29 protein-coding genes and 1 pseudogene are annotated in these 23,360 nt (G+C 33.9%); 24 read left to right on the forward strand and 6 right to left on the reverse strand.

Annotated elements, in window-relative coordinates; translation table 11 throughout:
- Nucleotides 1–525: 525 nt before the first annotated feature.
- A pseudogene (locus tag RTL21_RS00830) lies at nucleotides 526–1,304 on the forward strand (SDR family NAD(P)-dependent oxidoreductase).
- Between the two features lie 6 nt (nucleotides 1,305–1,310).
- Here the strand turns inward: RTL21_RS00830 and RTL21_RS00835 are convergent.
- On the reverse strand, nucleotides 1,311–1,511 hold the full coding sequence (locus RTL21_RS00835) for a YqzH family protein (RefSeq protein WP_312092338.1): 201 nt from the start codon (nucleotides 1,509–1,511) through the stop codon (nucleotides 1,311–1,313).
- Nucleotides 1,512–1,712: 201 nt separating this feature from the next.
- Here RTL21_RS00835 and msrA point away from each other — a divergent pair, with 201 nt between their 5' ends.
- Complete coding sequence (gene msrA / locus RTL21_RS00840) at nucleotides 1,713–2,225, forward strand: peptide-methionine (S)-S-oxide reductase MsrA (protein WP_312092340.1); 513 nt, start codon at nucleotides 1,713–1,715, stop codon at nucleotides 2,223–2,225.
- A 235-nt stretch (nucleotides 2,226–2,460) separates the two neighbouring features.
- Nucleotides 2,461–4,173, forward strand: a complete 1,713-nt coding sequence (locus RTL21_RS00845) for a methyl-accepting chemotaxis protein (protein ID WP_312092342.1) — start codon at nucleotides 2,461–2,463, stop codon at nucleotides 4,171–4,173.
- Nucleotides 4,174–4,215: 42 nt separating this feature from the next.
- On the opposite strand, the gene RTL21_RS00850 is transcribed toward RTL21_RS00845, so the two are convergent.
- Nucleotides 4,216–5,127: an alpha/beta hydrolase gene (locus RTL21_RS00850; RefSeq protein ID WP_312092344.1), complete on the reverse strand. Its 912-nt coding sequence runs from the start codon at nucleotides 5,125–5,127 to the stop codon at nucleotides 4,216–4,218.
- Between the two features lie 271 nt (nucleotides 5,128–5,398).
- Nucleotides 5,399–5,530: a hypothetical protein gene (locus RTL21_RS00855; RefSeq protein WP_312092346.1), complete on the reverse strand. Its 132-nt coding sequence runs from the start codon at nucleotides 5,528–5,530 to the stop codon at nucleotides 5,399–5,401.
- 128 nt (nucleotides 5,531–5,658) lie between these two features.
- On the opposite strand from RTL21_RS00855, the gene RTL21_RS00860 reads away from it, so the two are divergent.
- Together RTL21_RS00860 and RTL21_RS00865 are read left to right on the forward strand one after the other, a co-directional pair.
- Complete coding sequence (locus tag RTL21_RS00860) at nucleotides 5,659–6,108, forward strand: OsmC family protein (RefSeq protein ID WP_312092348.1); 450 nt, start codon at nucleotides 5,659–5,661, stop codon at nucleotides 6,106–6,108.
- 25 nt (nucleotides 6,109–6,133) lie between these two features.
- On the forward strand, nucleotides 6,134–6,382 hold the full coding sequence (locus RTL21_RS00865; RefSeq protein ID WP_312092350.1) for a YqkE family protein: 249 nt from the start codon (nucleotides 6,134–6,136) through the stop codon (nucleotides 6,380–6,382).
- A 67-nt stretch (nucleotides 6,383–6,449) separates the two neighbouring features.
- Here RTL21_RS00865 and RTL21_RS00870 read toward each other — a convergent pair whose 3' ends face one another.
- Entirely contained in the window at nucleotides 6,450–6,764 is a 315-nt protein-coding gene (locus RTL21_RS00870; RefSeq protein WP_312092352.1) for a hypothetical protein, read from the reverse strand.
- Nucleotides 6,765–6,934: 170 nt separating this feature from the next.
- On the opposite strand from RTL21_RS00870, the gene RTL21_RS00875 reads away from it, so the two are divergent.
- The 4 genes from RTL21_RS00875 to RTL21_RS00885 all read left to right on the forward strand — a co-directional run bounded on the left by RTL21_RS00875 (nucleotide 6,935) and on the right by RTL21_RS00885 (nucleotide 10,343).
- Nucleotides 6,935–7,453, forward strand: coding sequence for a DUF402 domain-containing protein (locus RTL21_RS00875; protein ID WP_312092354.1), 519 nt, complete (start codon nucleotides 6,935–6,937; stop codon nucleotides 7,451–7,453).
- An 85-nt stretch (nucleotides 7,454–7,538) separates the two neighbouring features.
- Entirely contained in the window at nucleotides 7,539–7,583 is a 45-nt protein-coding gene (locus RTL21_RS23190; RefSeq protein WP_145999722.1) for an erythromycin resistance leader peptide, read from the forward strand.
- A gap of 328 nt (nucleotides 7,584–7,911) precedes the next feature.
- Nucleotides 7,912–9,381, forward strand: a complete 1,470-nt coding sequence (locus tag RTL21_RS00880; RefSeq protein ID WP_312092356.1) for an Msr family ABC-F type ribosomal protection protein — start codon at nucleotides 7,912–7,914, stop codon at nucleotides 9,379–9,381.
- An 89-nt stretch (nucleotides 9,382–9,470) separates the two neighbouring features.
- Entirely contained in the window at nucleotides 9,471–10,343 is an 873-nt protein-coding gene (locus tag RTL21_RS00885) for an AraC family transcriptional regulator (protein WP_312092358.1), read from the forward strand.
- A gap of 724 nt (nucleotides 10,344–11,067) precedes the next feature.
- Here RTL21_RS00885 and RTL21_RS00890 read toward each other — a convergent pair.
- Nucleotides 11,068–11,949: a ribokinase gene (locus RTL21_RS00890; protein WP_312092360.1), complete on the reverse strand. Its 882-nt coding sequence runs from the start codon at nucleotides 11,947–11,949 to the stop codon at nucleotides 11,068–11,070.
- Nucleotides 11,950–12,146: 197 nt separating this feature from the next.
- Here RTL21_RS00890 and RTL21_RS00895 point away from each other — a divergent pair, with 197 nt between their 5' ends.
- From RTL21_RS00895 to RTL21_RS00960, 14 genes are all read left to right on the forward strand, one after another.
- Nucleotides 12,147–12,761, forward strand: coding sequence for a histidine phosphatase family protein (locus RTL21_RS00895; RefSeq protein ID WP_312092362.1), 615 nt, complete (start codon nucleotides 12,147–12,149; stop codon nucleotides 12,759–12,761).
- Between the two features lie 110 nt (nucleotides 12,762–12,871).
- On the forward strand, nucleotides 12,872–13,339 hold the full coding sequence (locus RTL21_RS00900; protein ID WP_312092364.1) for an NUDIX hydrolase: 468 nt from the start codon (nucleotides 12,872–12,874) through the stop codon (nucleotides 13,337–13,339).
- Between the two features lie 17 nt (nucleotides 13,340–13,356).
- The gene (locus RTL21_RS00905) at nucleotides 13,357–13,788 is read left to right on the forward strand and encodes a GNAT family N-acetyltransferase (protein WP_312092366.1); all 432 of its coding nucleotides are present in this window, start codon (nucleotides 13,357–13,359) and stop codon (nucleotides 13,786–13,788) included.
- 19 nt (nucleotides 13,789–13,807) lie between these two features.
- On the forward strand, nucleotides 13,808–14,578 hold the full coding sequence (locus tag RTL21_RS00910) for a GNAT family N-acetyltransferase (protein WP_312092368.1): 771 nt from the start codon (nucleotides 13,808–13,810) through the stop codon (nucleotides 14,576–14,578).
- Between the two features lie 131 nt (nucleotides 14,579–14,709).
- Nucleotides 14,710–15,237: an RNA polymerase sigma factor gene (locus RTL21_RS00915; protein WP_312092370.1), complete on the forward strand. Its 528-nt coding sequence runs from the start codon at nucleotides 14,710–14,712 to the stop codon at nucleotides 15,235–15,237.
- On the forward strand, nucleotides 15,221–15,928 hold the full coding sequence (locus RTL21_RS00920) for a hypothetical protein (protein ID WP_312092372.1): 708 nt from the start codon (nucleotides 15,221–15,223) through the stop codon (nucleotides 15,926–15,928). Before RTL21_RS00915 ends, RTL21_RS00920 begins: the two co-directional genes overlap by 17 nt.
- Nucleotides 15,929–16,041: 113 nt before the next feature.
- Entirely contained in the window at nucleotides 16,042–16,455 is a 414-nt protein-coding gene (locus RTL21_RS00925; protein ID WP_312092374.1) for an NUDIX hydrolase, read from the forward strand.
- Between the two features lie 126 nt (nucleotides 16,456–16,581).
- Entirely contained in the window at nucleotides 16,582–17,103 is a 522-nt protein-coding gene (locus RTL21_RS00930; protein WP_312092376.1) for a GNAT family N-acetyltransferase, read from the forward strand.
- A 19-nt stretch (nucleotides 17,104–17,122) separates the two neighbouring features.
- Nucleotides 17,123–17,524: a GNAT family N-acetyltransferase gene (locus RTL21_RS00935; RefSeq protein ID WP_312092377.1), complete on the forward strand. Its 402-nt coding sequence runs from the start codon at nucleotides 17,123–17,125 to the stop codon at nucleotides 17,522–17,524.
- 67 nt (nucleotides 17,525–17,591) lie between these two features.
- A complete protein-coding gene (locus RTL21_RS00940; protein WP_312092379.1) occupies nucleotides 17,592–18,419 on the forward strand; it encodes a DUF2785 domain-containing protein in 828 nt (275 codons plus the stop codon).
- Nucleotides 18,416–18,958 (forward strand): DUF4269 domain-containing protein, encoded by a 543-nt coding sequence (locus RTL21_RS00945; protein ID WP_312092381.1) that lies wholly within the window; start codon nucleotides 18,416–18,418, stop codon nucleotides 18,956–18,958. Before RTL21_RS00940 ends, RTL21_RS00945 begins: the two co-directional genes overlap by 4 nt.
- An 80-nt stretch (nucleotides 18,959–19,038) precedes the next feature.
- A complete protein-coding gene (locus tag RTL21_RS00950; RefSeq protein ID WP_312092383.1) occupies nucleotides 19,039–19,614 on the forward strand; it encodes a histidine phosphatase family protein in 576 nt (191 codons plus the stop codon).
- Nucleotides 19,615–19,630: 16 nt separating this feature from the next.
- Nucleotides 19,631–20,176: a ribonuclease FAU-1 family protein gene (locus tag RTL21_RS00955; RefSeq protein WP_312092385.1), complete on the forward strand. Its 546-nt coding sequence runs from the start codon at nucleotides 19,631–19,633 to the stop codon at nucleotides 20,174–20,176.
- 106 nt (nucleotides 20,177–20,282) lie between these two features.
- Entirely contained in the window at nucleotides 20,283–21,269 is a 987-nt protein-coding gene (locus RTL21_RS00960) for an HD domain-containing protein (protein WP_312092387.1), read from the forward strand.
- Nucleotides 21,270–21,385: 116 nt separating this feature from the next.
- Here the strand turns inward: RTL21_RS00960 and RTL21_RS00965 are convergent, their stop codons facing one another.
- Nucleotides 21,386–21,826 carry a GNAT family N-acetyltransferase gene (locus tag RTL21_RS00965; protein WP_312092389.1) on the reverse strand — a complete coding sequence of 147 codons (441 nt, stop codon included), beginning with the start codon at nucleotides 21,824–21,826 and terminating at the stop codon, nucleotides 21,386–21,388.
- Nucleotides 21,827–21,933: 107 nt separating this feature from the next.
- On the opposite strand from RTL21_RS00965, the gene pdxR reads away from it, so the two are divergent.
- Nucleotides 21,934–23,340 (forward strand): MocR-like pyridoxine biosynthesis transcription factor PdxR, encoded by a 1,407-nt coding sequence (gene pdxR, locus RTL21_RS00970; RefSeq protein ID WP_312092391.1) that lies wholly within the window; start codon nucleotides 21,934–21,936, stop codon nucleotides 23,338–23,340.
- Nucleotides 23,341–23,360 lie beyond the last annotated feature (20 nt).

Here is a 23,360-nt window from a genome sequence, read left to right on the forward strand (position 1 = left end):
ACAATTCTTCTCCGGTATGGACGGACTACGTTTAGGTTTGCCTAAATACTCCTAAGTAGGTTCGATGGAATGGACATTGAGAAGTTTTTATAGCCTTAGAACTTCACTCTCTAGCAAGCCAGTTACCATTTGCTATTTTTAATCATCGTATTCATATGATAAATTTATCTGATTATGCAAGATGGAAGGGGTATCTGTCAATAGTTAAGTAGCATGGTGGGAAAATTAGTATTAGAATCTATGATGAGAGTATATAAGTTTGGATTTGTTACCTAGTATATTCCTGTATATTGACATGAAAGGTATCTCTAAAATTAAAAGTGGCTATGATGTACCTTTGAAAATGAAGAGAAGCCTTGTTGTTATTTTGGTTCTACTATGTGAAAATAAGTAAGAAAATAGTTTTTATATCCAAAAATGACGAGAGACTGTAAAATAAATAATATGCGAATATAGATGTACGATTAATGAAACAGGTGCATGACATTTTCTCTTAAATGCATGTGCTTTTTTTTGGGGTGGATCATGAAGGATTTAAATAGAAAAAATATTGTAATAACGGGAGCATCATCTGGCATAGGCGAGAAAATCGCATATAATGCAGCACAAATGGGAGCTCGTCCCATTCTCCTAGCTCGATCAGAAGATAAGCTTGCTGCCCTTTGCGAGAAAATAAATAATCAATTTCCCGTTCAGGCTATCTATTTTTCTTTAGATGTAAGTAACATGAACCAAGTGAAAGAAGTTTTTGAGAGGTAGAGTTTATCGATATTTTACTTAATAACGCCGGTTTTGGGGTATTTGATATGGTGCATGAAGCAAGCATGACTGATATTGAGCGAATGTTCCAAGTAAATGTAATGGGGGTTATTGCCTGTACAAAAGAAGTTTTGCCATCTATGTTAGAAAAAAACTGCGGACATATCATTAATGTTGCATCACAGGCAGGAAAGTTAGCTACGCCTAAATCAAGTGCATATGCCGCAACGAAACACGCTGTTTTAGGTTTTACCAATAGCTTGCGAATGGAAGTTTCACATTCAAACATCAAAATTTCAGCAGTAAATCCTGGTCCAATTGAAACGGACTTTTTCAACATGGCTGACAAATCTGGCAACTATGTGAAAAATGTCCAAAAATATATGCTGTCATCGGAGAAAGTAGCGGAAAAGGTAACAAAATTAATGCTTCATCCAAAACGTGAGCTCAATCTGCCTGTTTGGATGAACTGGGGAAGTGTACTATATAACTTATTTCCAGCGATTGCAGATAAATTGGTCGGCGGTATCTTGAATAAAAAATAAAAACGATTAAAAATAAGGTGAATCTGTAACATACCCATACACTACGTCCTGAACAAGATCATAAAGTTCCTGGGAAGGATGTAGTTTTTTTAATTCAATGATCTTGGTTGCCAATTCTTCAATATCTTTGGCAGTAAGTATATTGCTTTCTACTTGGTATTGCTTAAGTGCTTTTTGAATCATTTTTTGTAAAAGTAATTTATTCATTGATATCCTTTCCTTATTTAAAATGGTATTAAACGATGAATAAAGTTCTAAGAATTAAATGAAAAATAGTAAGAATAAATAGTAACTTTCTTTAAAGTATTATATACTAATTTCTAACTAATTAGAGAGTTATCGCTAATTTTCTTAAAAATAGTAGTATACTAAAAAGATTAATAGGAACAACTAGGGAGATGAGACGTAATGGAAAAAGCAACATTTGCAGGTGGATGTTTTTGGTGTATGGTATCCCCATTTGAAGAGTTGCCAGGCATCGAAGGAATTGTTTCTGGTTATAGCGGAGGACATTTGGAGAATCCAACATATGAACAAGTAAAAACAGGGACAACTGGACATTTTGAAATTGTCGAAATCACATATGATCCAGAATTATTTCCATATGAGCGTTTATTAGAATTATTTTGGCAGCAAATTGATCCAACTGATCCAGATGGACAGTTTCAAGATCGTGGACCGCAGTATCGGACAGCGATTTTTTACCATAATGAAAAGCAAAAAGAGCTTGCTGAAAAATCAAAACAAGCAATGGCAGAAAGCGGAAAATTTAAAAAGCCAATTGTCACATTAATTGAACCTGCTGCTATTTTCTATCCAGCCGAAGACTATCATCAAGATTATCATAAGAAAAACAAGACACATTATAAAGAAGATAGAAAAAAGTCAGGCAGAGATGAATTTATTAAAGAACATTGGTGAAATCAAAAAGAAGCGAACTTTGGAAGTGAATCTATCACAGTGATAGAACTTGCAAGTTCGCTTTTTTAAGATGAAAGGAACGAACTGTATATGTGTAAAACTTTTGATGATATTACTATTCGTACTCTAATATCTTTTCATAAGAAAATGCTTATTTTTTTGATAAGACTCTAAAGTTTTGTCGATATATGTCGATAAAAAATGGAGAATTAGATAAAGAAAAGGAGTAGCTTCTATGAGATTTTTACAAAACATCAATATTTCCAAAAAAATACTGATTATTATTATGTTTAGCGCAATTGCATTAATTCTAATCGGATTATTTGGAATGTACGGGATGAAGGAAATGGCTGATAATTCACAAGAAATGTATGAGGAGAAGCTATTACCCAATACATATATTGCAAAAATACAAAACTATCATCGCATAAATGATAGTTATGTTATCGAGTTAATGATAACAAAGGATGAAAAACGAAATCAGGAACTATTAGACGCGATAAAAACGAATACGGAAGAGTCTGAGCAATATATAAAAAAACTAGATGGAATTGAACTTTCTAAGGAAGAGGCAGATGCTTATAAGATATTTAAAGATACTTATAATGGTTTCGAAGACTTGCAAGATCAAGTTGTCTCTTTAGCAATCAATAACTTTAATGACTCAGCGTATAACTTGTATACTACAAATCTACAATCAAAAAGAAATGTCATTAATAGTCAATTGGATGAACTTCAAGAGGCAAACCAGGCTGAAGCGAAACGGATTTCAAAAGAAAATGATAGTCATTATACAACGATGATTCTTATAACTTCAGGAATTATCATTATTGCTGTAGCGCTTGCCGTATTATTTGGTTTATATATTTCTTCAATGATTGTCAACCCAATTAAACGTCTAAAAAAGCTAATGGAAAAAGGCGGACAAGGAGATTTTTCGGAAAGATCTGCCTATATTGGCAAGGATGAAGTAGGATCTCTTTCTAATAGCTATAATACAATGGCTGACGGGATGAAGGAGCTTATTGTGACTTTATCGGAAACGTCTCATCATCTTGCTGCATCCTCTGAACAATTGAGTTCAAGCTCAGAAGAAAGCAGTAGAGCAAGTGAGCATATTTCGGAAACGATACAGGAGCTTGCGGAAAACTCAGAAATGCAGATGACATTAATGGAATCTAGCTCAAAAGGAATCCATAGTGTGAATAAAACAACTGGAAGCATTACAGATCGCGCAAAAAAAGTAGCAGAAACAGCAGAACAAACGTCAGGTGTATCAGCGGTAGGTGCGAGACGTATTTCGGAAGTAACGAAACAAATGAAATCGATTAATAATAATGTTGCGACGCTAGCTCAATCCATTGCAACATTAGAGTCTCGAATTAATGAAATTGGAGATATTACAATGGTAATAACAGATATTTCTTCGCAAACAAATCTACTAGCATTGAATGCTGCAATTGAAGCGGCAAGAGCTGGGGAGCAAGGAAAAGGTTTTGCAGTTGTTGCCGATGAAGTAAGAAAGTTAGCCGAACAAACAGCAGGGTCTGCAGAGAAAATTACGAGTCTAATTAGTCAAATTCAAACAGATTCAAAGAATACTTCTCTGTCGATGGCAACAGCTGCCAATGACGTAGAAGCAGGCATTGATATCGTTCAAGAAGCTGGTAATTCTTTCGAGAATATTGAATCGTCTGTAAAGGAACTAGTTTCATTAGTAGAGGAAGTAAGGGAATCGCTTGAGCAATTAAAAGAGCATACAAATGCAATTAATCATTCTATTACGGAAGTCAACAGCATGGCGAGTGAAGCGGCAGCAAGTACGGAAAACGTCTCTGCAGCTACAGAAGAGCAAGTCGCATCTATGCAGGAAATAGCGGCTTCATCAACATCATTAGCACAATTAGCATCCGACTTACAAGATAAAATCAAACAATTTAAGATATAAAAAGCAAAGGAGACATGCTAAATTAAGCATATCTCCTTTGCTTCAAGCATTATCAACATATTCCTCTAAAAAGTCATCAATTGCCTTCTCATAAGCTTCTTTGTTTTCATTGTAGCTTTGCGCATGAAAGCCATTTACAGCAAAAAATAACTTTTTGGGACCTTGTTTTTTGTCAAAAAGTTCTTGCGTCATTGCTGGCAGAATAAAATCATCTTTTTGGCTATGGATAAATAACATCGGACTTTTTATCTTATCAATAACGGAAATAGGCGAGATATCTTTTATGGAATAGCGAGCTCTGGCTCGCAGAAATAAATTAGCAATGGGGATAAATACTTTTCCTGGAAGCTTTATTTCCTGTTTAATTAGATAATTTAGCTGTTTGTTGAAATCGGAAAATGGACAATCAGCAATATAGAAGTCAGCACCATCCTCTATTCCTCCAGCATAAAGAATCATCGTTGCAGCACCCATCGATTCCCCGTGGATGCCCAGAATAATATCCTTCCCTTTCTCTCTCTTTACCCAGTCTACAATTTGCTTTAGATCAAATTTTTCATAGTAACCAAAGCTTGTATTTTTCCCGCCTGATTCTCCGTGTCTGCGATGATCATAAATGATACCATTATACCCTCTTTCTAAAAATAGGTTCATATATTTGATGGAACTTGTTTTATTTTCCGTAACACCATGTGAGATGATCATATATTTCTTTGTTTGAAAAGGTTCCACTAGGATTGCTTTTAAGTCATAGCCATAAGGGGATGGGAGCGTAATTTCTTGTTTAGTTAAATTTTCAAAAGAAACAGGATCATATCTGCCAGCCTCTTTCTCTCTATTTAAAATAAAGTCATTGTCTTTTTTCTTCATATACATTAATCGATTGGAACAGTATACCCCAATGGATGTAATAAACAATAAAACAGAAAATAGATAACGAAACAGCTTTCTCAAACCGATTCCTCCAGTAAGTACAGAAATTTAGCAGAAACTAATTTGAGTGTATCACTTCTCCATAGAGAAACAAAATAGACAGTCTCTTCAATTATAAAAAAATAGACGTGGAAGGATTAGCGCCTATGATAAAAAATCATATGCAGGAATGATTAAATGGTTACAATGTGGAAAATGAGTTACCAAAGCTGTTTGGCATCAGAGATAAGGAGAAGGATACAAAGAAAATGCTGCACCTTTTAAAGGATGTTAGAAGGTGCAGCAAAAATAACTATTGTTTGGAGTTTTGTCTCTTTGTCGGATGAATTGCTTTATCCAAATCCTCTGCTGCAATTGTTTGTTTAACCATATCAGCATTCGGTTTCCCAGCTTGACTATAACCTTTGACTCGTTTTTGACTCATTAAAATCCCTCCTAAATTAGAATGATGATGCTAGCAAGATAATTTATGCTGTATTCAATTCTCTCCTATAACTTGAGTTAAAAAATATGTTATTATACATACAGCATAGTAAAAAGAAGGGTTGAATTATGGCAGAACATCATTTTTATTTAAAAGCAGATTGGCCAGGCTATCGTAATGATATTGGTACAATTGAAAGCGGTAATTTAAAAACAAAAATATCGATTCCGAAAGAAATGGATGGACCTGGTGTCGGTACAAATCCGGATGAAATGCTTCTAGGAGCTGCGGCAACATGCTTTATTATTACGCTTGCGGCAATGATGGAAAGAAGCCGTCTTGAAAAGGACAGCTTAACATTGGAATCAGAGGCAGTGGTGGATGTAACAAACGGTGTATTTACCTATAAAAAAATTATCCATCGCCCAAAGATTGTACTTAAAAAAGAGGCAACTGAAAAAGACATGAAGCTTGCAGCAAAACTTGCACAAAAAGCAGAAGAAAGCTGCATGATTACTAGAGCAATTAAAGGGAATGTTGAAGTCGAGTTAGATGAAACCATTGAGCTTACATTGTAAGAACGGATAGTTGGAGGATAAACATATGGCAAAACAACGGAAAAATACCAAAAAAGAAAAACAGCAGGATAAGCCGGTTACACTAGGTGACCTATTGAATGAGCAATTAGCGGCTCAACTAAAAAATAAAAAGCAAGAGCTGAAAGAGCAAGAAGAGGCAAAGCTGAAAGCGGAAGAAGAAAGAAAAAGAGAAGAACGCAGACAAAGAGAGAAAAATAAAAGCTTTGAAGAGCTGCTTAATGAAAATTCGATGAACTGGAAGGATTTTAAATAAAAAGGATGCTATTGCTTTTAAGCATCCTTTTTATTTAATCATATCATCAATTTTGAAAAACGTGAGCTTAATTTACGCCTGTAATTTTAGTGAAATCTTCTTCTTTTATCAGATTATTTCCTGGTAAAAGTAACGCCTGAAATTTATTGAATAATACTTGAATCTCTACATTTTTATTGATAATGGCAATATTTTTAAGATAATCTTCCTCACTGTTATAAGTCGTTATCTCCATCCATTTTGTCGGATCCTCGTTACTTTGTAAGTAGGTTGTTTTCGATTCGATGTGTTTTTTATAAATTTTGCTAGCTTTTTCTTGGATGCTTAAATAGTCCTCAATCTTCTCTTCTTTTATATGGTATTCGTAAATTTTTACATACATTTCTCCCGCTCCTTTTATAAATAGCTTTTATGTTATTTATATATTACCATGGTTATAACATTTAATATTCCTCTAAGAAACTAAAGTAATTTTATATGTGTTTGTTTTTCTTATATGATGGGAAAGAAGTTAATAGTAGGTTTGTATCAGTCTAAACGGGAGATGAAAGAATGATAGAATCGAAGCTAAAGCATGGAAAGACGATAATTGAAAGGAAAATTCGTTATGATTCTTCCATAGTGGAGTATAGATGTAAGCTACTTAATTTGGATAAGATGAAAATTACACTCTTGCATAAAGTAGAGAAATCATTTGTTATGAGTAAGAATAATCATAAACTAATAATTCCTATTGGAGCATACACTTTCGCGTACTATTGGTTGGATCAGCCATATAATTTATATTTTTGGAGAGAACCGAGCGGAAAGTACTTAGGAGCTTATTTTAATATTGTAAGAAAAAATGTTATTCAAGATAATATTGTTTTGTTTGAAGATTTAATTATCGACGTTGTTGTCAAGCCGGATGGTACTTCTTATATTTTAGATCAAGAGGAACTCCCACTTCCTTTGCAAACATTTGAAAATGGCTATGTTCAAGATGCCTTACTAACTTTGCTAGAGAGGAAGGATAGTATCATTGAAGAGGTAAAGGCTGAAACGAATCTTTTTTTTAATTGTAAATCATAAAGTTTCAAAAAACTTTGCTTTTGACATTCACTATTATTCTCTTTATAATTTAAATTGTAATTTGATAAAGGAGGATTATTAAAAAATGACACATTCGATGAGACTACGTTTCCTAGCTTTGAACAAGTAATTGAATATGTTCAAAGGCTCTGTTTTGTGAATACAGAGTAAGCGGGATTAGTCTGTCCTTTTTTAATAATCTTCATTGCATATGGGAATACATCAATAGAGTCGATATTTCTATTGGTGTATTTCCGGACAATTTCAGTAAGCGCTGAGTTGTATTTATATGGAATGCTTGTTAAAAGGTAGATACGTCTGCCTTTTTAATTTGCCTTTTTTAACAGGGCATTTCCCTTTAACTCTATTTAAAAAGGTAGTTTTTTCCCTTTACTCTAAATCACAGGACATTCGCCTGTGATTTTTTTATTGGAAAATAACCAATGGAGGGTAAAATAATGGAAAAAGTTTGTCTTGAATTAGTACATGTAGAAGTTACGTATTTAGATCGGATTGTGTTAACAATACCAAGATTATCTGTCCATCAGTTTGATCGAATTGGTATTGTAGGGAAGAATGGAGCTGGTAAGAGTACCTTGCTAAAATTAATGGCAGGTAGGATTCTGCCAGAGAAAGGACAAATAAATAGTTTTGTAGATTTCGCCTATTTTGATCAATTAAATTCACCAGAGACAAAGGAAGTAGAGTATGACTTAATCGGAAAACTTTCCATCCCTAAAACGGAAATGGAGAATTTTAGTGGAGGAGAGTTAACGAGGCTAAAAATAGCAGAGGTTTTTTCGAGCTACCAGGAAGGCTTATTATTGGATGAACCAACAACCCATTTGGATATGTTGGGGAAACAGTTTTTACTAGAGGAATTAGAGTACTACTATGGTGCACTTATTCTTGTTAGTCATGACCGAGCTGTTCTTGATAAACTAGTAACAAAAATATGGGAAGTTGAGGATGGGAAGGTGACTGAGTATACAGGGAATTATTCAGATTATATGGACCTAAAGGAACTTCAGCGGAAACAACAGGGGGAGCAACATGAAAAGTATGTAAAGGAGAAATCTCGACTTTTAAATGCTGCCGAAGAAAAAAGAAAAAAGGCTGATAAAATCACGCAGGCTAATGGTCATATTTCTAAAAAGGAAACAAGGGCAAAAGCCAATAAAATGTATATGACCAAATCAAAGGATACAAGTCAAAAGGCAGTTCAACGAGCAGCAAAGGCGATCGAGCAGCGAGTAGAACAACTGAAAGTAGTAGAAGCTCCTAAAGGTGAGCAACAGTTGCGATTTCATCTGTCTGAAACTCTTACCATGCATAATAAGTTTCCAATTATGGGCGACAGAATTACATTGGAAGCAGGAGAAAAAATACTGCTAAAAGACATAAGTTTTCAATTTCCATTAGGGAAGAATATTGTGATTACTGGAAATAATGGTTCAGGGAAAACAACGCTTTTAAACTATATAATTCATCAAAAAGATGGAGTTACCATTTCTCCAAAGGCTGTACTTGGTATGTATAAGCAAATGGCCTATCAATTTATAAAGAACCAATCAGTCATGGATTATATGAAAGAAAAGAGTGATTATGGAGAAAGTAAAATTCGTTCTGTTCTGCATTCGATGAATTTTTTAGGAAATGATTTAAAAAAGAATGTCTGCCAATTAAGCGGGGGAGAAGCTATTCGATTAACATTATGTCAGCTTTTTCTAGGAAGATATAATGTCTTATTTTTAGATGAGCCGACAAACTTTTTAGATATTTATTGCATCGAAGCTTTAGAGCGATTTTTAAAATCATATGAAGGAACAGTCATTCTTGTTTCCCATGATCATGCATTTATAGAGCGAGTTGCAGATTATATATATGAAATTGAAAATAAACAATTAGTTTTGAAGAAATTTCAATAGTGCTTTAAAACCATGCATGTAATGTACAAGAAAAGTCGGAAGAGCATTGAATTTTTTTGTTAATTTTATAAAGAAGGGGAGGTCATGAAATGGATGTGATGAAAAGGATGAATCAAGCACTTCAATATATCGAAAACCATCTGTCCGAAGAAATAGATATGAAGCAAGTTGCGAGGATTGCTCTTTGTTCTGAGTATCACTTCAAAAGGATGTTTACGTTTCTTGCTGGAATTTCCTTAACAGAATATATAAGAAATAGAAGGCTCACGCTTGCAGCATTTGACTTGAAAAATAGCGATTTAAGAATCATTGATATCGCTATTAAATATGGATATATGTCACCAGATTCGTTTACAAGAGCTTTTCATCGTTTTCAAGGAATTACGCCATCTGAAGCGAAAATAACAGGAAATGCATTGAAAGCATATCCTCGAATGTCCTTCCAATTAACGATTAAAGGAGGCAGTGAAATGAGTTACCGAATCGAAGAAAAAGAAGCATTTCATATAGTAGGGATAATGAAGAGAGTACCCATTATTTTTGAAGGAGAGAACCCGGAGATTAATGGGATGTGGAAGCAGTTAGGGCGAGAGAAGATTAGTGAACTATTACAATTGTCAAATGTGGAACCAAGAGGCATTATTCAAGCATCTACAAATTTCTCTGAAGAAAGGATGATGGAAAAAGGGATGCTTGATCATTATATCGGTGTAGCTACTTCGAATTCCTGTCAAGATGGCTTCACAGCTTTAGAAGTGCCTAGTCTTACTTGGGCTGTGTTTGAGTCGGAGGGGCCGTTTCCAGAAACGGTACAGAAAACATGGGGAAATATTTATGCCGAATGGTTTCCATCTTCAGGCTATCAACAAATGGAAGGGCCAGAAATCTTATCGATTAAAAGTCAAGATTTACAATCTCCTAAAGTAGCCTGCGAAATTTGGATTCCTGTTAGTAAAAGGTAGTAGCATTTGTAAATAAAGTTTTTTAAGACGGTTTAATAAGAGAGAGTTACTTAAGGCTGAGACAAAAGTATTCCAGCCCAAGTTAAAGACAAACAATTACACGAAATTTCGTACGATTGTTTGGCTTTTTAATTAACTTGTAAAAAAGCTGTTTCAGTTGTTATCACCCGCAGCCTGAATACGCTCCGCTTTCCGTGGGGCTCGCGCTAAAACCGCGGTCTGCCTTTGGCCTGCAGGGTCTCAGGCTGTCTCGCTAATCCCACAGGAGTCTCCGTGTATTCAGGCTGCTCCATATTTCCTACTAATTCATTTTTTCTTGGAAAAACAATGTTTTTTTAGGAAATAGGCTTTAAAAACGGAGTGAAATGGAGCGGAAGACACTCGACTCCTGCGGGAAGTAGAGGAAAGGCTGAGACCCCGCAGCGCAGCTCCTCTCTTAATAATCCAAATGCTTATAATACAAAAGATATTCTTTTTCATTAAGTTTCTTCAATTTATATTTTCGAATATCGTTTTCCAGCTTCTTTTGATCGGTATTTTTATTACTTAGCTTCAATGCAAGCTGATAAAAAATTTCACCTAGAATAATAAAAGAAGCACAGAAAGCAAAAAAATACATGATTCACTATGGGATATAAGATCAGAGTGGATTATGTATTTTTTTGCTAGGATAATCTCATTCGTTGTCGTCTTGAAGATTGTCCCTTGATAAGGCTTAATATATTTAAATAGATTCCATAACTTCCTTCAAAGTAGGGATGGATGAAGCGGCACCTTTACGTGTTACAGCAATAGATGCTGCTTTTGAAGCGATTTGAAGAGCTTTCTTTATGTCGGCATGCAGAGAAATCTGGCTTAAGAAATATCCTAAAAATGTGTCTCCAGCCGCAGTAGTATCAACCGTATTGACTTTATAGACTGCTTGACTAAACTCTTGTGAATTATCTTTATAAATGACTCCTTCGGTACCTAATGTTAAAACGATTTTCATTTGATTGTTTAAGGATAGAAGCTGTTGAAAAATCTTCTCCATTGAATCTTCACCTGTAATAGATTTTGCTTCAATTTCATTTAAAATTAAGTAATCTATTTTAGAATAATCTAATGTTGTCAAACTCTCATCAATTGGGGAAGGGTTAAGCACAATTTTTATGCCTCTTTTATGTGCTGTTTCCACTATGTATTCTAAATGGTTAATTTCGTTTTGCAATAGGAGAATATCGTTCGTTGAAAAATTTGCAAGGACGCGATTAATTTGATCTATCATTATTTCTTTATTTGCTCCACCAAATAAAAGGATGCAATTTTCCCCAGTAGAAGAAACTTGTATGATGGCATGACCTGTCGTGCTTCCATTCTCGTCAATCCAATCCGTATTTACATTTTCATCAGATAAAAAATTTTTTAGAAACAGTCCATCTTTTCCAACCTTGCCGCCATGGTATACTTCTGCCCCTGCTTTAGTAAGTGCAATGGATTGATTTAGTCCCTTCCCGCCAGGAAATTCTTCGTAATTAGTAGAAGATAAAGTCTCTCCTGCAGAAACGAAGTGAGATACAGTGTATACCTTATCAATATTTAAAGAACCAAAATTTAATATCTTCAAGCCTTTCACCTCTGTATTTTAACTTATTTATAGAATATCATTGATTCTTCTTTCTATAAACGGGTGAAATTTGATAAAGTGATTAATAGAAGGAATATTCAGGAAGTAACTGGTAGCTTTTTGTATAGTTATAATACAAGTTTATTGTAAAAAGTAACTATTTTGATTTTTTTATTAGAGTTAGGAGAGATCTAATAATGCTTACCCTCTACATAACAAGACATGGAGAAACAAAATGGAATATAGAGAAAAGGATGCAAGGATGGAGTGATTCATCGTTAACGGAAAATGGTGTAAAGAATGCGATATTATTAGGAAATAGATTGAAAGAGATTGAGTTTGAGGCTATTCATACGAGCCCAAGTCAAAGAACCATAAAAACAGCGAATCTAATTAAAGGGGATAGAAAGATTCCGCTTATTTTAGATGATTATTTAAAAGAAATCAATATGGGGATATGGGAAGGAGAAACATTAGCTGATTTAAAAGATAATTATCCAGAACAATTCGACTTCTTTTGGAATGCTCCTCATCAGTATAAATCCATTGATGGAGAAGATTTTTTTGAAGTGAAAAACAGAATATCTAAAGCTTTGAAAAAAATCCAAGACAAGTATTCATCCGGTAATATCCTCCTTGTTACTCATTCAGTAGTGATAAAAGTACTACTGGCTATTTTTAAAGACTTGCCAATCGAGAAAATTTGGGAACCTCCTTTTATTTACGATACTAGTCTCACAGTTGTAGAAATGGTTAATGATACAGCTCAGATTGTATTAGAAGGCGATTTAATGCATAGGCAGGATAAATAATTCATAGGAGTGTACATAAAAGGAAAATCTTTGATTCACATTTTCCTTTTCTCTATGAGTGAAAATCAAGGTTTTATACCAAATACATAATAAATTGATGGAGGCATTGTATGGATTATATTCAGCATATAAGATCAATGGTAGGTCAAGAGAAAATAATTATGGTGGTTGCAGGTTCGATAGTTTTTGATAAGGAAAATAGAATTCTTTTACAAAAGCGTTCTGATAATGGAGAGTGGGGGATTGCTGGCGGTTTTATGGAGCTTGGAGAAACAATTCAAGATACTGCAAGAAGAGAGGTATTTGAAGAAACGGGGTTAAAACTAGGTAGCTTGGAGTTATTTGCTCTTTATTCAGGACCTCAATATGATAAGACTTTTCCTAATGGAGATCAGGTCTCCATGGTACAAGTAGTTTTCACTTGTAAAGATTTTACAGGGGAATTAATAGCGCAAAATGGAGAATCACTAGCTAATAAATTTTTTGAAATGGAATATTTACCTGAACCATTATTTAAAGACCATCGAATGATTTTCGAGGATTTATTATCTAAAAAAGAGGTTCCTATCATTACATAACCAGGAGAAAAAATACATTGGGAAAAACAATAATCGAAATAAAAGTAGAAGATAAACGTGAACATATCATAAAGCTACTAGCATATGCTACTTCCTTAAAGAGGGTAGACCATGCATATGATACATATCTTCAATCACCAAATAGTAAGTTATATGCTTTTGTGGAGGATAGTGTAATAGAGGGATGTATCGGCATTAACCTTACAGATTCAAATAAAGTTGAAATAAAACATATTGCTGTTTCCCCAACACAAAGGGGGAAAGGGATTGGAACAAATTTGATTATGTATGTAATAAAAAAGCATGCTATCAGTAAACTATATGCTGAAACGGATACGGATGCTGTCAACTTCTATAAAAATAATGGATTTACTATTACTAGTTTGGGAGAAAAATATCCAGGTGTAGAACGGTTTTATTGTTTACTGAAATCAGAAGGGAAATATTAATAATAGGAAGGAGAAAACGTTGGATAAAATTGAGTTTATCGAATTATCAACGGAAAATATTGAAGAAAAGGTCTGTTATTGTTTAAGAAGCAAACCGAAGTCTACAGGTTATCAAGGAAAAAAAGGTTGGTTAATAGATCAGTTTGGACAAGGATTAAAATACATTCAACTGTTAGAGAATGAAAAGCTGGCTGGTTTTATTGAATATACGCCAATAGAACATTCCTCAAGAGTAGTATATGGGGAAAATTACTACGTTATTCATTGCCTATGGGTTAATATAACTGGTAAAGGGTATGCCACTCAACTAATTGAAAAGGTTATTCAAGATGCTAAAGACCATAAAAAGAATGGTGTTATTGTTATAACAAATCCATCAACCTCTTGGACGCCGAGTAAAGAAGTTTTTATAAAAAACGACTTTGTTGAAGTAGAGCATGCTCCATATGGATTTGAGTTACTAGTCTACAAAATGGAAGATGCACCAAACCCATATTTTCCTAATGATTGGGAAGAACGGCTAACTCGTTATAACAACCAATTAACCATTCTTCGTACAGAGCAATGTCCTTATATAGATATAGCAATCGATAATGTAATAGAAGCAGCAACAAAGCTAGATATAAAAGCTGAAATCCAACATCTACAAACACGAGAAGAATTATTAAAGCTGTCTCCTACTCCATATGGCGTTTATGGAGTGGTTTATAGGAATCAATTGATCTCTTATCATCGACTTACGGTTCATTCTGCGATGAAACGATTGAGGAAATTAGTGGTATTGATATAAACGGAGTATTACCGAAAGTGGACCTATTTGAAGGACTCCACTTTTTTGTTTTGTAAAAACATTATAAAAAAGTAAAACTTTTAAAACTTTCATCCGTCTATATATAGAACTTTTTAAAGGGAGGGAAAAAGTTGGAGAATGAGAAAGATAAAATCATCTTAGAATGGTATGAAAAGTTCGGGGATGCTATTTTTAAATATATCCTAATAATGATTCAAGATTATCAGCAGGCAGAAGATTTAACAAACGAGACTTTTTTTAAAGCATTTCTTCATTTGGATACCTTTAAAGGACAATCAAGTGAAAAAACATGGCTTTACCGAATTGCTCATAATCTTACCGTTGATATGATTAGAAAAAAGAAGCCGTTAATACTTTTAAAAGAAGCCTTTTTACTAAAAAAAGATGATTGTCCATTGCCAGAAGAGATTTTACAAATGAAGGAGCAATCGCTGAATCTTTATCATGCAATAAGTTCATTAAGAAAATCCTATCGAGAGGTTATTATTCTAAGGAAAATGAAGGAGTTTTCTATAGAAGAAACGGCAGTGATTTTAGGATGGTCAGAAAGCAAGGTGAAATCTACTTTATTTCGGGCAATTCGAGCATTGGAGAAAGAATTAAAAAAGGAGGGAGAGTTAAATGGGAAAGTCATTTAAAGAACAGCTTGATTTTGAATTAACAAATTTAGAAGCAGATATCTATTGGGATAAGAAACGAAATGAGGCTACACTCATAAAGCTGGAGGAAAGGATGATAGCTCATAATAAGAGACGAAATAAACTTCAACCATTTCCTTACGTCGCAATTTTCGTAGCATCGACTATTCTCTTTTTATTAATTCGTATGGAATTTCCATTATTACATACATTTCAGGGTATAAACGCAATGGATGAAAAAACAGCTGATCTAGAAGAATTGGTCATTATTACAGCGGAAGAACAAAAGAGAGTCGAAAATAAAAACACCGTATTTCTTTCAGAGGAAGCAGGAATTCCCTATTCTCTATATACACTTAAATTATCTTCATTAAAGATAACTGGTGAACCGAAAATAAGTGCGACGAAGGTAAAGGATTCCATTCTAGTAAATGCAGATTATCCATTATCAAGCGGAAGCTATCTATCCATATATACGGAAAAAAAACAAAAAGGTATACAAGGTAATGGTAGAAATAGCATTGTAAAAAAGGAACTGGAAATGACCATTAATAATCATTTAGCAATACTTATCCATGAGAAAAATGATCTAAAATTAATGATAACAACAAATAACTATCAATATACGATTACAGGGGTTAATAATGAGTACGATTTAATAAGCATTGCAGAAATGATAGAATTTTACTGAGTTTGTGTAAGTACACTAGAAAAATAGATGAGAATTTAGCTTTTATAGATATTTAATTCCATTTTATGTATATAATTGAAGCGATATAATTAAAAAGTGGGGACAAAAATTTTATGCGAAATAGAGGATCAGTAGTTATTATTGAAAATAATAAGCTATGTCTTATAAAAAGAATTAGAAATAATTCTGTCTATTATGTATTTCCTGGTGGTGGCATCGAGCCAGAAGAAACACCTAGGCAAGCAGCTAAACGGGAAGTATTCGAAGAATTAGGCGTAACCGTCAAAATAAACGAATGCCTTGCAGAAATAGAATATAACGGAATCCAGTATTTTTTCTTAGCGGATATTATTAACGGCATGATTGGTACAGGTCAAGGAGAAGAATTTACGGAAATAACTCGAGATCGCGGAACATATTTGCCTATGTGGGTAGACATAGATGATTTATCGACTATCGATGTTAAACCACTAGTGGTAGCTAAAATAGTAAAAGAATTTTTTGATAGAAAAATCTCTTCCTCGTAAAAATGGTCTTTGTCATAGATGGTCATTTTTAACTTTATTGGATATCTGAATTTTTTAAAAAAAGTAATTTTCTTCCTTTTGATTGATGTTATAATTTTTGCAGGTAATAAGGAGGGAAATTCAGCGATGTTATTTAAAAGTTTAGGAGAAAAGATCTATATAAAACAGCCTGAATGGAAGGAACTTGGATTTGTGGAATGGCTTTGGGCTGACAAAGATACCATGATGGACGTTGGTGGTATAGTTGAATTTAAGGAAAGTCGTAGAGTGGAATGGTATCAACGAATGGTTCAACCAACAGATGGAACCAACTTTTATTGCTTAATTTACACCTATGAAGATATTCCAGTTGGGGAAGTAAGTTTCCATCGATTTGACCAAGAAAAGCGCCTAGCGGAGTTAAATATAAAAATAGCTTATAAATATCGTAGAAAAGGTTTTTCAAAAGAGGCGATTCGCTTATTTCTGAATTATTTCTTTTATGAATTTGGAGGACAAGTGATGGCTGACCGAGTGGCAATTAATAATACTGCCGGACAGAAACTATTAAAGGAATATGGATTCAATCTTATTAATGATAGTAATCCAGATATTGTTCTATTCCAGTTAAAGAAAGAAGAGTTTATAAAATTACGTGAACAAATATAGCAGTAGGTAGGGGAATGACGTGACAATAGAACTGTTGACATCTAAAGAGAAAACAATAAAGGCTAGCGAGGTGATTGGACTTTATAAGGATACAGGATGGTGGATTGAAAGAACGGAGCAAGATATGGAAAAAATGTTATCCCAAACATTAGCAGTAGGTGCATGGGAAAATAATAAGCTCATAGGCTTTGCCAGAGCAATAACGGATGGTATTTTTAGAGCATTTATAGAAGATGTAGTAATTCATAGCTCATTTAATAGAAAAGGAATTGGAACACAGCTTATTGCTAAAATGATAGAGGAATTATCCAATATTGATGTCATTAGTTTATTTTGTGAGGAAGACTTAATTGCCTTTTACAACAAGAACGAATTAAAAAAAAGTAAATCACAGTTTGTGATGCATAAAGTAAAGAGATGAAAAGGGACATTTACTCCCTTTTTTTGATAGGAGCGAGAAATTGAATCTACTAGAAAACATAATTCCTATGAAGGAAAAAGAGTTGAAGTACTTCTTAGGAAATAGAAAATCTGAAGAGATAGAATGGGCTGAAAAAAAACATATCGTAATATCCATGCTTGTACATATTGGTTCACCAGACAGCCAGCTTAGAGATAACATGATTTATCAAACCTTTTGTCAGCTAATATTGGAAACTAAAATAGACGACCAACTATTAGGTGAAATATTAGAGCTTTGTTTAAGTGATCAATTCTTGTTTAAAGGAATTGGTGAAAAGGATACGGATTCTGTTTTCACTCGTTCTTTCACATCATTACTAATTGCACTTATTCTTTATCAAGATAATCGCAATGATTTTTTAACAGAAGCCAAGGTTAATGAAATTAAAGATAAATTGATCAGCTATGTAAACCTTGAAAAAGATGTAAGAGGATATGTGAAAGATAAAGGCTGGGCTCATAGTATGGCGCATGTAGCGGATGCTTTCGATGAACTTGTCAAAAGTGAAAAAATAAATCAAAGTACATACCCGGCAATAATGCAGGCGATTTGGCAAAAAATCTATCAAACGGAAACTGTATATATTCATGATGAAGATGAACGAATGATTGTTCCTATTATACAAATGATAGATAACGGTTTGGGGCAGGAAGTGTTAGAAGGCTTAATAATAAATATGAAAAATGATTTACACCAGTATAGAAATCAAATAGAGGAAGAAAGTTATTGGTTTTTGGTGGCAAACTGTAAGAATTTCCTGAAAAGTTTGTTGGTACATATGATAAGTAATCCTAAGTTATCTTCTATGCAGTCAGTCGTGAGCAAAACTTTAAATGAGATGTATGAAATATGAAATTTTCAATGTTTGATAAACTAGATTATTTACGAGAAGGAAATGCTAAGCAGCAACAAGCATATTTAGCATTAAAGAAATTAAAAATAGACGAAATTTTACATTCTTATAAACCAATTCTTTGTGGAACCATTCCAATTGGAGTGGATATAGATGGGTCTGATTTAGATATCATAATGGAAGTCTACGAATTTGAACATTTTAAACAGATTGTAACTGAGTATTTTGGGGAAATGGAGCATTTTCGCCTGAAAAGATTAATGATTAGAGAAGTGGAAGTGATGAAAGCAAATTTCTATTTTGATGGCTTCGAATTCGAATTGTTCGGTCAGCCTATTCCGGTTAAACAACAATATGCTTATCTCCATATGATTATTGAACACGCAATTTTAAGGATAAATCCAACTATAAAAGCGGAAATAGTTTCTCTAAAGAAACAGGGTTACAAAACAGAACCAGCCTTTTGCGAGGTACTAGGGTTAAATGGTGATCCTTATCATTCGCTGATCCAATATGGGAAAGTGAAGAGATTTATATAAACATCGCAAAAAAAGAAGGTGCGACAGAGAAGAGAATAGTAATCGGTGAATATAAGTTTTATAAAAGAAAGAGGGATTAAATGGAATTAATCTTTATTCGTCATGGAGAGGGAGAACACACACTTAATCTCCCAACTAGCCTACAAAAAAGGAATCCTTCTCTTACAAAAAAAGGAATGGGCCAAGCAAAGAAGCTAAAAGACAGTTTTCCTTTAAGTACTCAGGATATTGTGTTCATTAGTCCTTTAGTTAGAACTATGCAAACAGCAATGCTGTGGACTGATGGCGTGGATTGCAGAAAAATAGTAACCCCCTATGTATCTCCAAGAATGTTCCCGCTCTTAGCGAATAAACACACATTGCCTTGTGATGTAATGATGGAAAAGGAAAATATACTACATACATTTCCTTCCTTTGAACTAGATAGCAATCCACCTGGATCTTTATGGAATATAGGATTTAACACAGCTACAGAAGGTGAATTTATAAGACACGCTGAAGAATTTTTAGTAAATTGTATTCGATTAAAAAAAAAGAAAATCTATATTGTCTCACATGACGGGACAATAACTTCCTATCGCCAGTTAATAACGGGTAGACAATTAAGTAGAGATGACTTTCCGAAAGAGACAGGGTGGTTTCGGATAAACTATTGATATAGGATGGGTGAGTATGCCGGTAAAAAGAAAATTCGGAAATCATAAGGGTTGGAAACGGATATTAGAAAAGCAATATGCGCAAACGTTTATAATAACGGATGAGTTTACGGGATATTTGTCACTATTTCATTCCATAAAGGTAGCGGAATCAGTAACGAAAAGGTATAAACAGAAAGAGGTTTGTATACTTGATGATGGCTATATGTGGCTTCACCAGTATCCATTAAATAAAAATCACTCCATCACTACTATGTTTAATGGAGATGGTGATATTGTACAGTGGTATATTGATATCTGTCTTGAACATGGAACAGAAAATAATGTTCCTTGGATGGATGATTTATTTTTAGACATTGTAGTACTGCCATCTAAAGAAGTATTTTTACTGGATGAAGACGAACTGGAGGATGCATTTAGGGATAGAGCTATTTCGAAAGAACAGTATGACTTAGCATGGAAAGAAGCGAGTGATATTTTAGAACAATTAAAGCTAGGTGAATTTCGATTATTAGAATTAGCAGATAAACATAAGAGACAGCTGGAGAAGCTGATAAGATAATCAAATATAAAAATAGAATGAAAATGTATGTAATATCAATGGGCTTTATAAAAAAAAAATAATCGAATTATTTTTTTGAAGAAAATACATACAGAAGGAGAAAACAGTGCTTATATGGGATAACCTATACGGAGAATTTGAGGTAGAAAAAGTGTTAGAAGAATTAATAAAAAGCAAGCCAATTCAACGACTAAAGGGCATTCATCAAGGAGGAGCAAGTTATTTAGTAAATACAGACTGGAACATTACTCGATATGAGCACTCTATTGGCGTTATGCTATTAATCCGAAAGTTTGGAGGTTCCATAGAAGAGCAAATTGCAGGACTATTGCATGATGTTTCTCATACAGCATTTTCCCATGTTGTTGACTTTGTTTTAGATAAACAGCATGAGAATTATCATGAAGCAATTTTTCTTTCTGTTATTAAGGATTCCGAAATTCCTACAATCTTAGAAAAATATAATTATGATTATGAGAAATTTATAGTGGATGATTCCAAATGGTCTATTCTGGAACAGCCTGCGCCAGAATTATGTGCTGATCGCGTTGATTATACATTACGAGATATGTATACCTATGGAAAAATTACATTAAAGGAAGTACATGAATTTTTAGAAAATGTTCTAATTGTGGACGCGAAAATGTGCTTGAAAAACGTGGATTCGGCAGAATGGTTTGTTGAAACTTATTACAAAGAAGTCATCGGTTTTTTTATGCATCCATTGAATATTTATGGGTATGATCGTTTAACGAATATACTGGCGTTAGCAAAAAATATCATAACGTTCACTGACCTACTAGGGGAAGATGAAGAACTCATGAATCGAATAAGTGTATCGATGGATATGGAAATTCAGCAATTATTGGGTAAGCTGCATCCTTCTGTGGAAGTGATAGAAGATGTAGAAAATTACGATATCTATTTAAAGAACAAAGTTCGACTGATTGACCCATCCATTTTCTATCAAAATAAATTAATGCGTGCTTCAAGTCTTTCGAAAAAGGTACAAGGGATGAATAGGGTTGCTTATGATAAAGCAAAGAAAGGTACTTATATAAAAGTAATAAAAGCTGGAGAAAATCTAATCTAAATCATTTTCAAAGAATAGTTGAAAATTACGTGAAAAAGAGTTATTTTCATATAATTTAAAAAGTAATAGCAAAAGAGACTTTGCCATCAATAAGCAAAAGTCTTTTTCTCTTTTTGTTAGAGTCTTTTCAAATAAACATAACTAACCTTCTCATACTCCATTTTCTCTTCATAAAAGCGATGGGCATCGATTCGCTGTAAGCCAGAAGATAAAGACACAATAGGATAGTCATTATCGATAGCCCACTGATGGACATATTCTAATAAGACTTTGCCATAACCTTTCGAACGATGCTGTCTGTCGGTAATTAATTCACATACCCATACAAATCTACCATTGTATAAAGTGATCATTGGCATAAATCCACAAAGTGCTACGATTTCTTTCTGATTGTAAAGCGCAATCAAGCGGTAACCTTGCTTTTGGACGGAGTCTGAAACTAATTCAAGATATACATTTATATCTAATTTCGTTCGCAATTGTTTCATTACGGGAAATGCTGTTTTCCATTCATCTACTGTCCTTAATTCTTTAATAATTAATGGTTCGTTTATCATGTTCATTCCTCCATTCTTATCTATAATATAATTGGAATCTGGTATAATCTAAAGTATCAGATTTGCACTTTTTAATGGTGTCAGTTTCAATGGAGGGTGAGTGTTTTGTGCTAGAGTTAACACCGATTTTACGTAAGGATAGTGGTAAGCCACTTTATATTCAATTAGCGGACTTTATCAAGCAAGAGATTAGAAAGAAGCATATTTTACCTAATGAAAAATTACCTTCTAAAAGAAAGCTAGCGACACATTTGCAAATTAGTTTAAATACCGTCCAAGCAGCCTATGATCAACTTTGTGCAGAAGGATACGTGGAAAGTATTCCCCGTAAAGGATTATATGTGCTAACAATTGATGAAGAATTTAAGAATCAGCAACAAACAAAAGCTATTCATATCGTAAAGAAAACAAATAAACAAGAAGAGGTGAAAATCGACTTTAACTCAGGGCAAGTCGAAAGTAAATATTTTCCCTATAACATATGGAGGAAGCTCTCTATGCAATCGATATATGAAGATCAAAATTTCTGGTTTTCGAATGGAGATCCACAAGGTGAGTTTAACTTAAGAGAACAGATTTCCAAGCATTTATATGCTACAAGAGGGGTAAATTGTCATCCTGACCAAATAATAATTGGTGCCGGAACGCAAGTGTTAATGGGCTTAATTGGTTTATTACTAGGAAGGGATAAAGTATACGGGCTTGAAAATCCGGGCTATTACCGAATTAGAGTGGTGTTACAAGATATGGGGATAGAAACACTACCTATTCCAGTTGATGAAAATGGCATGGATGTTTCTCAGCTGAGTAAAAGTAAAGCAAATGTAGCGTATGTAACTCCCTCTCATCAATTTCCATATGGGATGATTATGCCAATTACTCGAAGATTGGAATTAATTAAATGGGCAGAAAAAAATAGTGCTTTTATTATAGAAGACGATTATGATGGCGAATACCGCTATAAAGGAAAGCCAATTCCTGCACTTCAAGGATTGGCCAACAATAGTCAAATTATTTATTTAGGCACCTTCTCTAAATCATTAATTCCTTCCCTGCGAATAAGCTATGCTGTTCTTCCTAATACATTATATAGGACATATCAAAAACAGTTCACTGTCTATAAACAGACTGTTTCTCGAATGCATCAAGATACATTGTACCGCTTTATAAAAGATGGGCATTGGAACAGCCATCTAAATAAAATGAGAACATTATACCGAAAAAAACGGCAAGTATTGCTCCAAGCGATTCACGAACATTTAGGAAGAAATGTAGAAGTGATTGGAGAAAATGCTGGACTTCATATTGTTTTAGAAGTGAAAAGTGATTGGAGCGAATGGAGATTAATAGAAAAGGCATTAGATTTTGGAGTGAAAGTTTACCCTGTATCCACTTATTATTTTCAAAATGAATATTTAGGGAATCCAAAAGTGATTCTTGGATATGGTGGATTGACGGAACCGGAGATAGAAACAGGGATAGAATTGTTAAAGAGGGCTTGGGAGTTAGAGTGAAAATTAAGGAATTACAAAAA

The organism is Niallia sp., from assembly GCF_031978665.1.
Classification (GTDB): Bacteria; Bacillota; Bacilli; order Bacillales; family Cytobacillaceae; genus Niallia.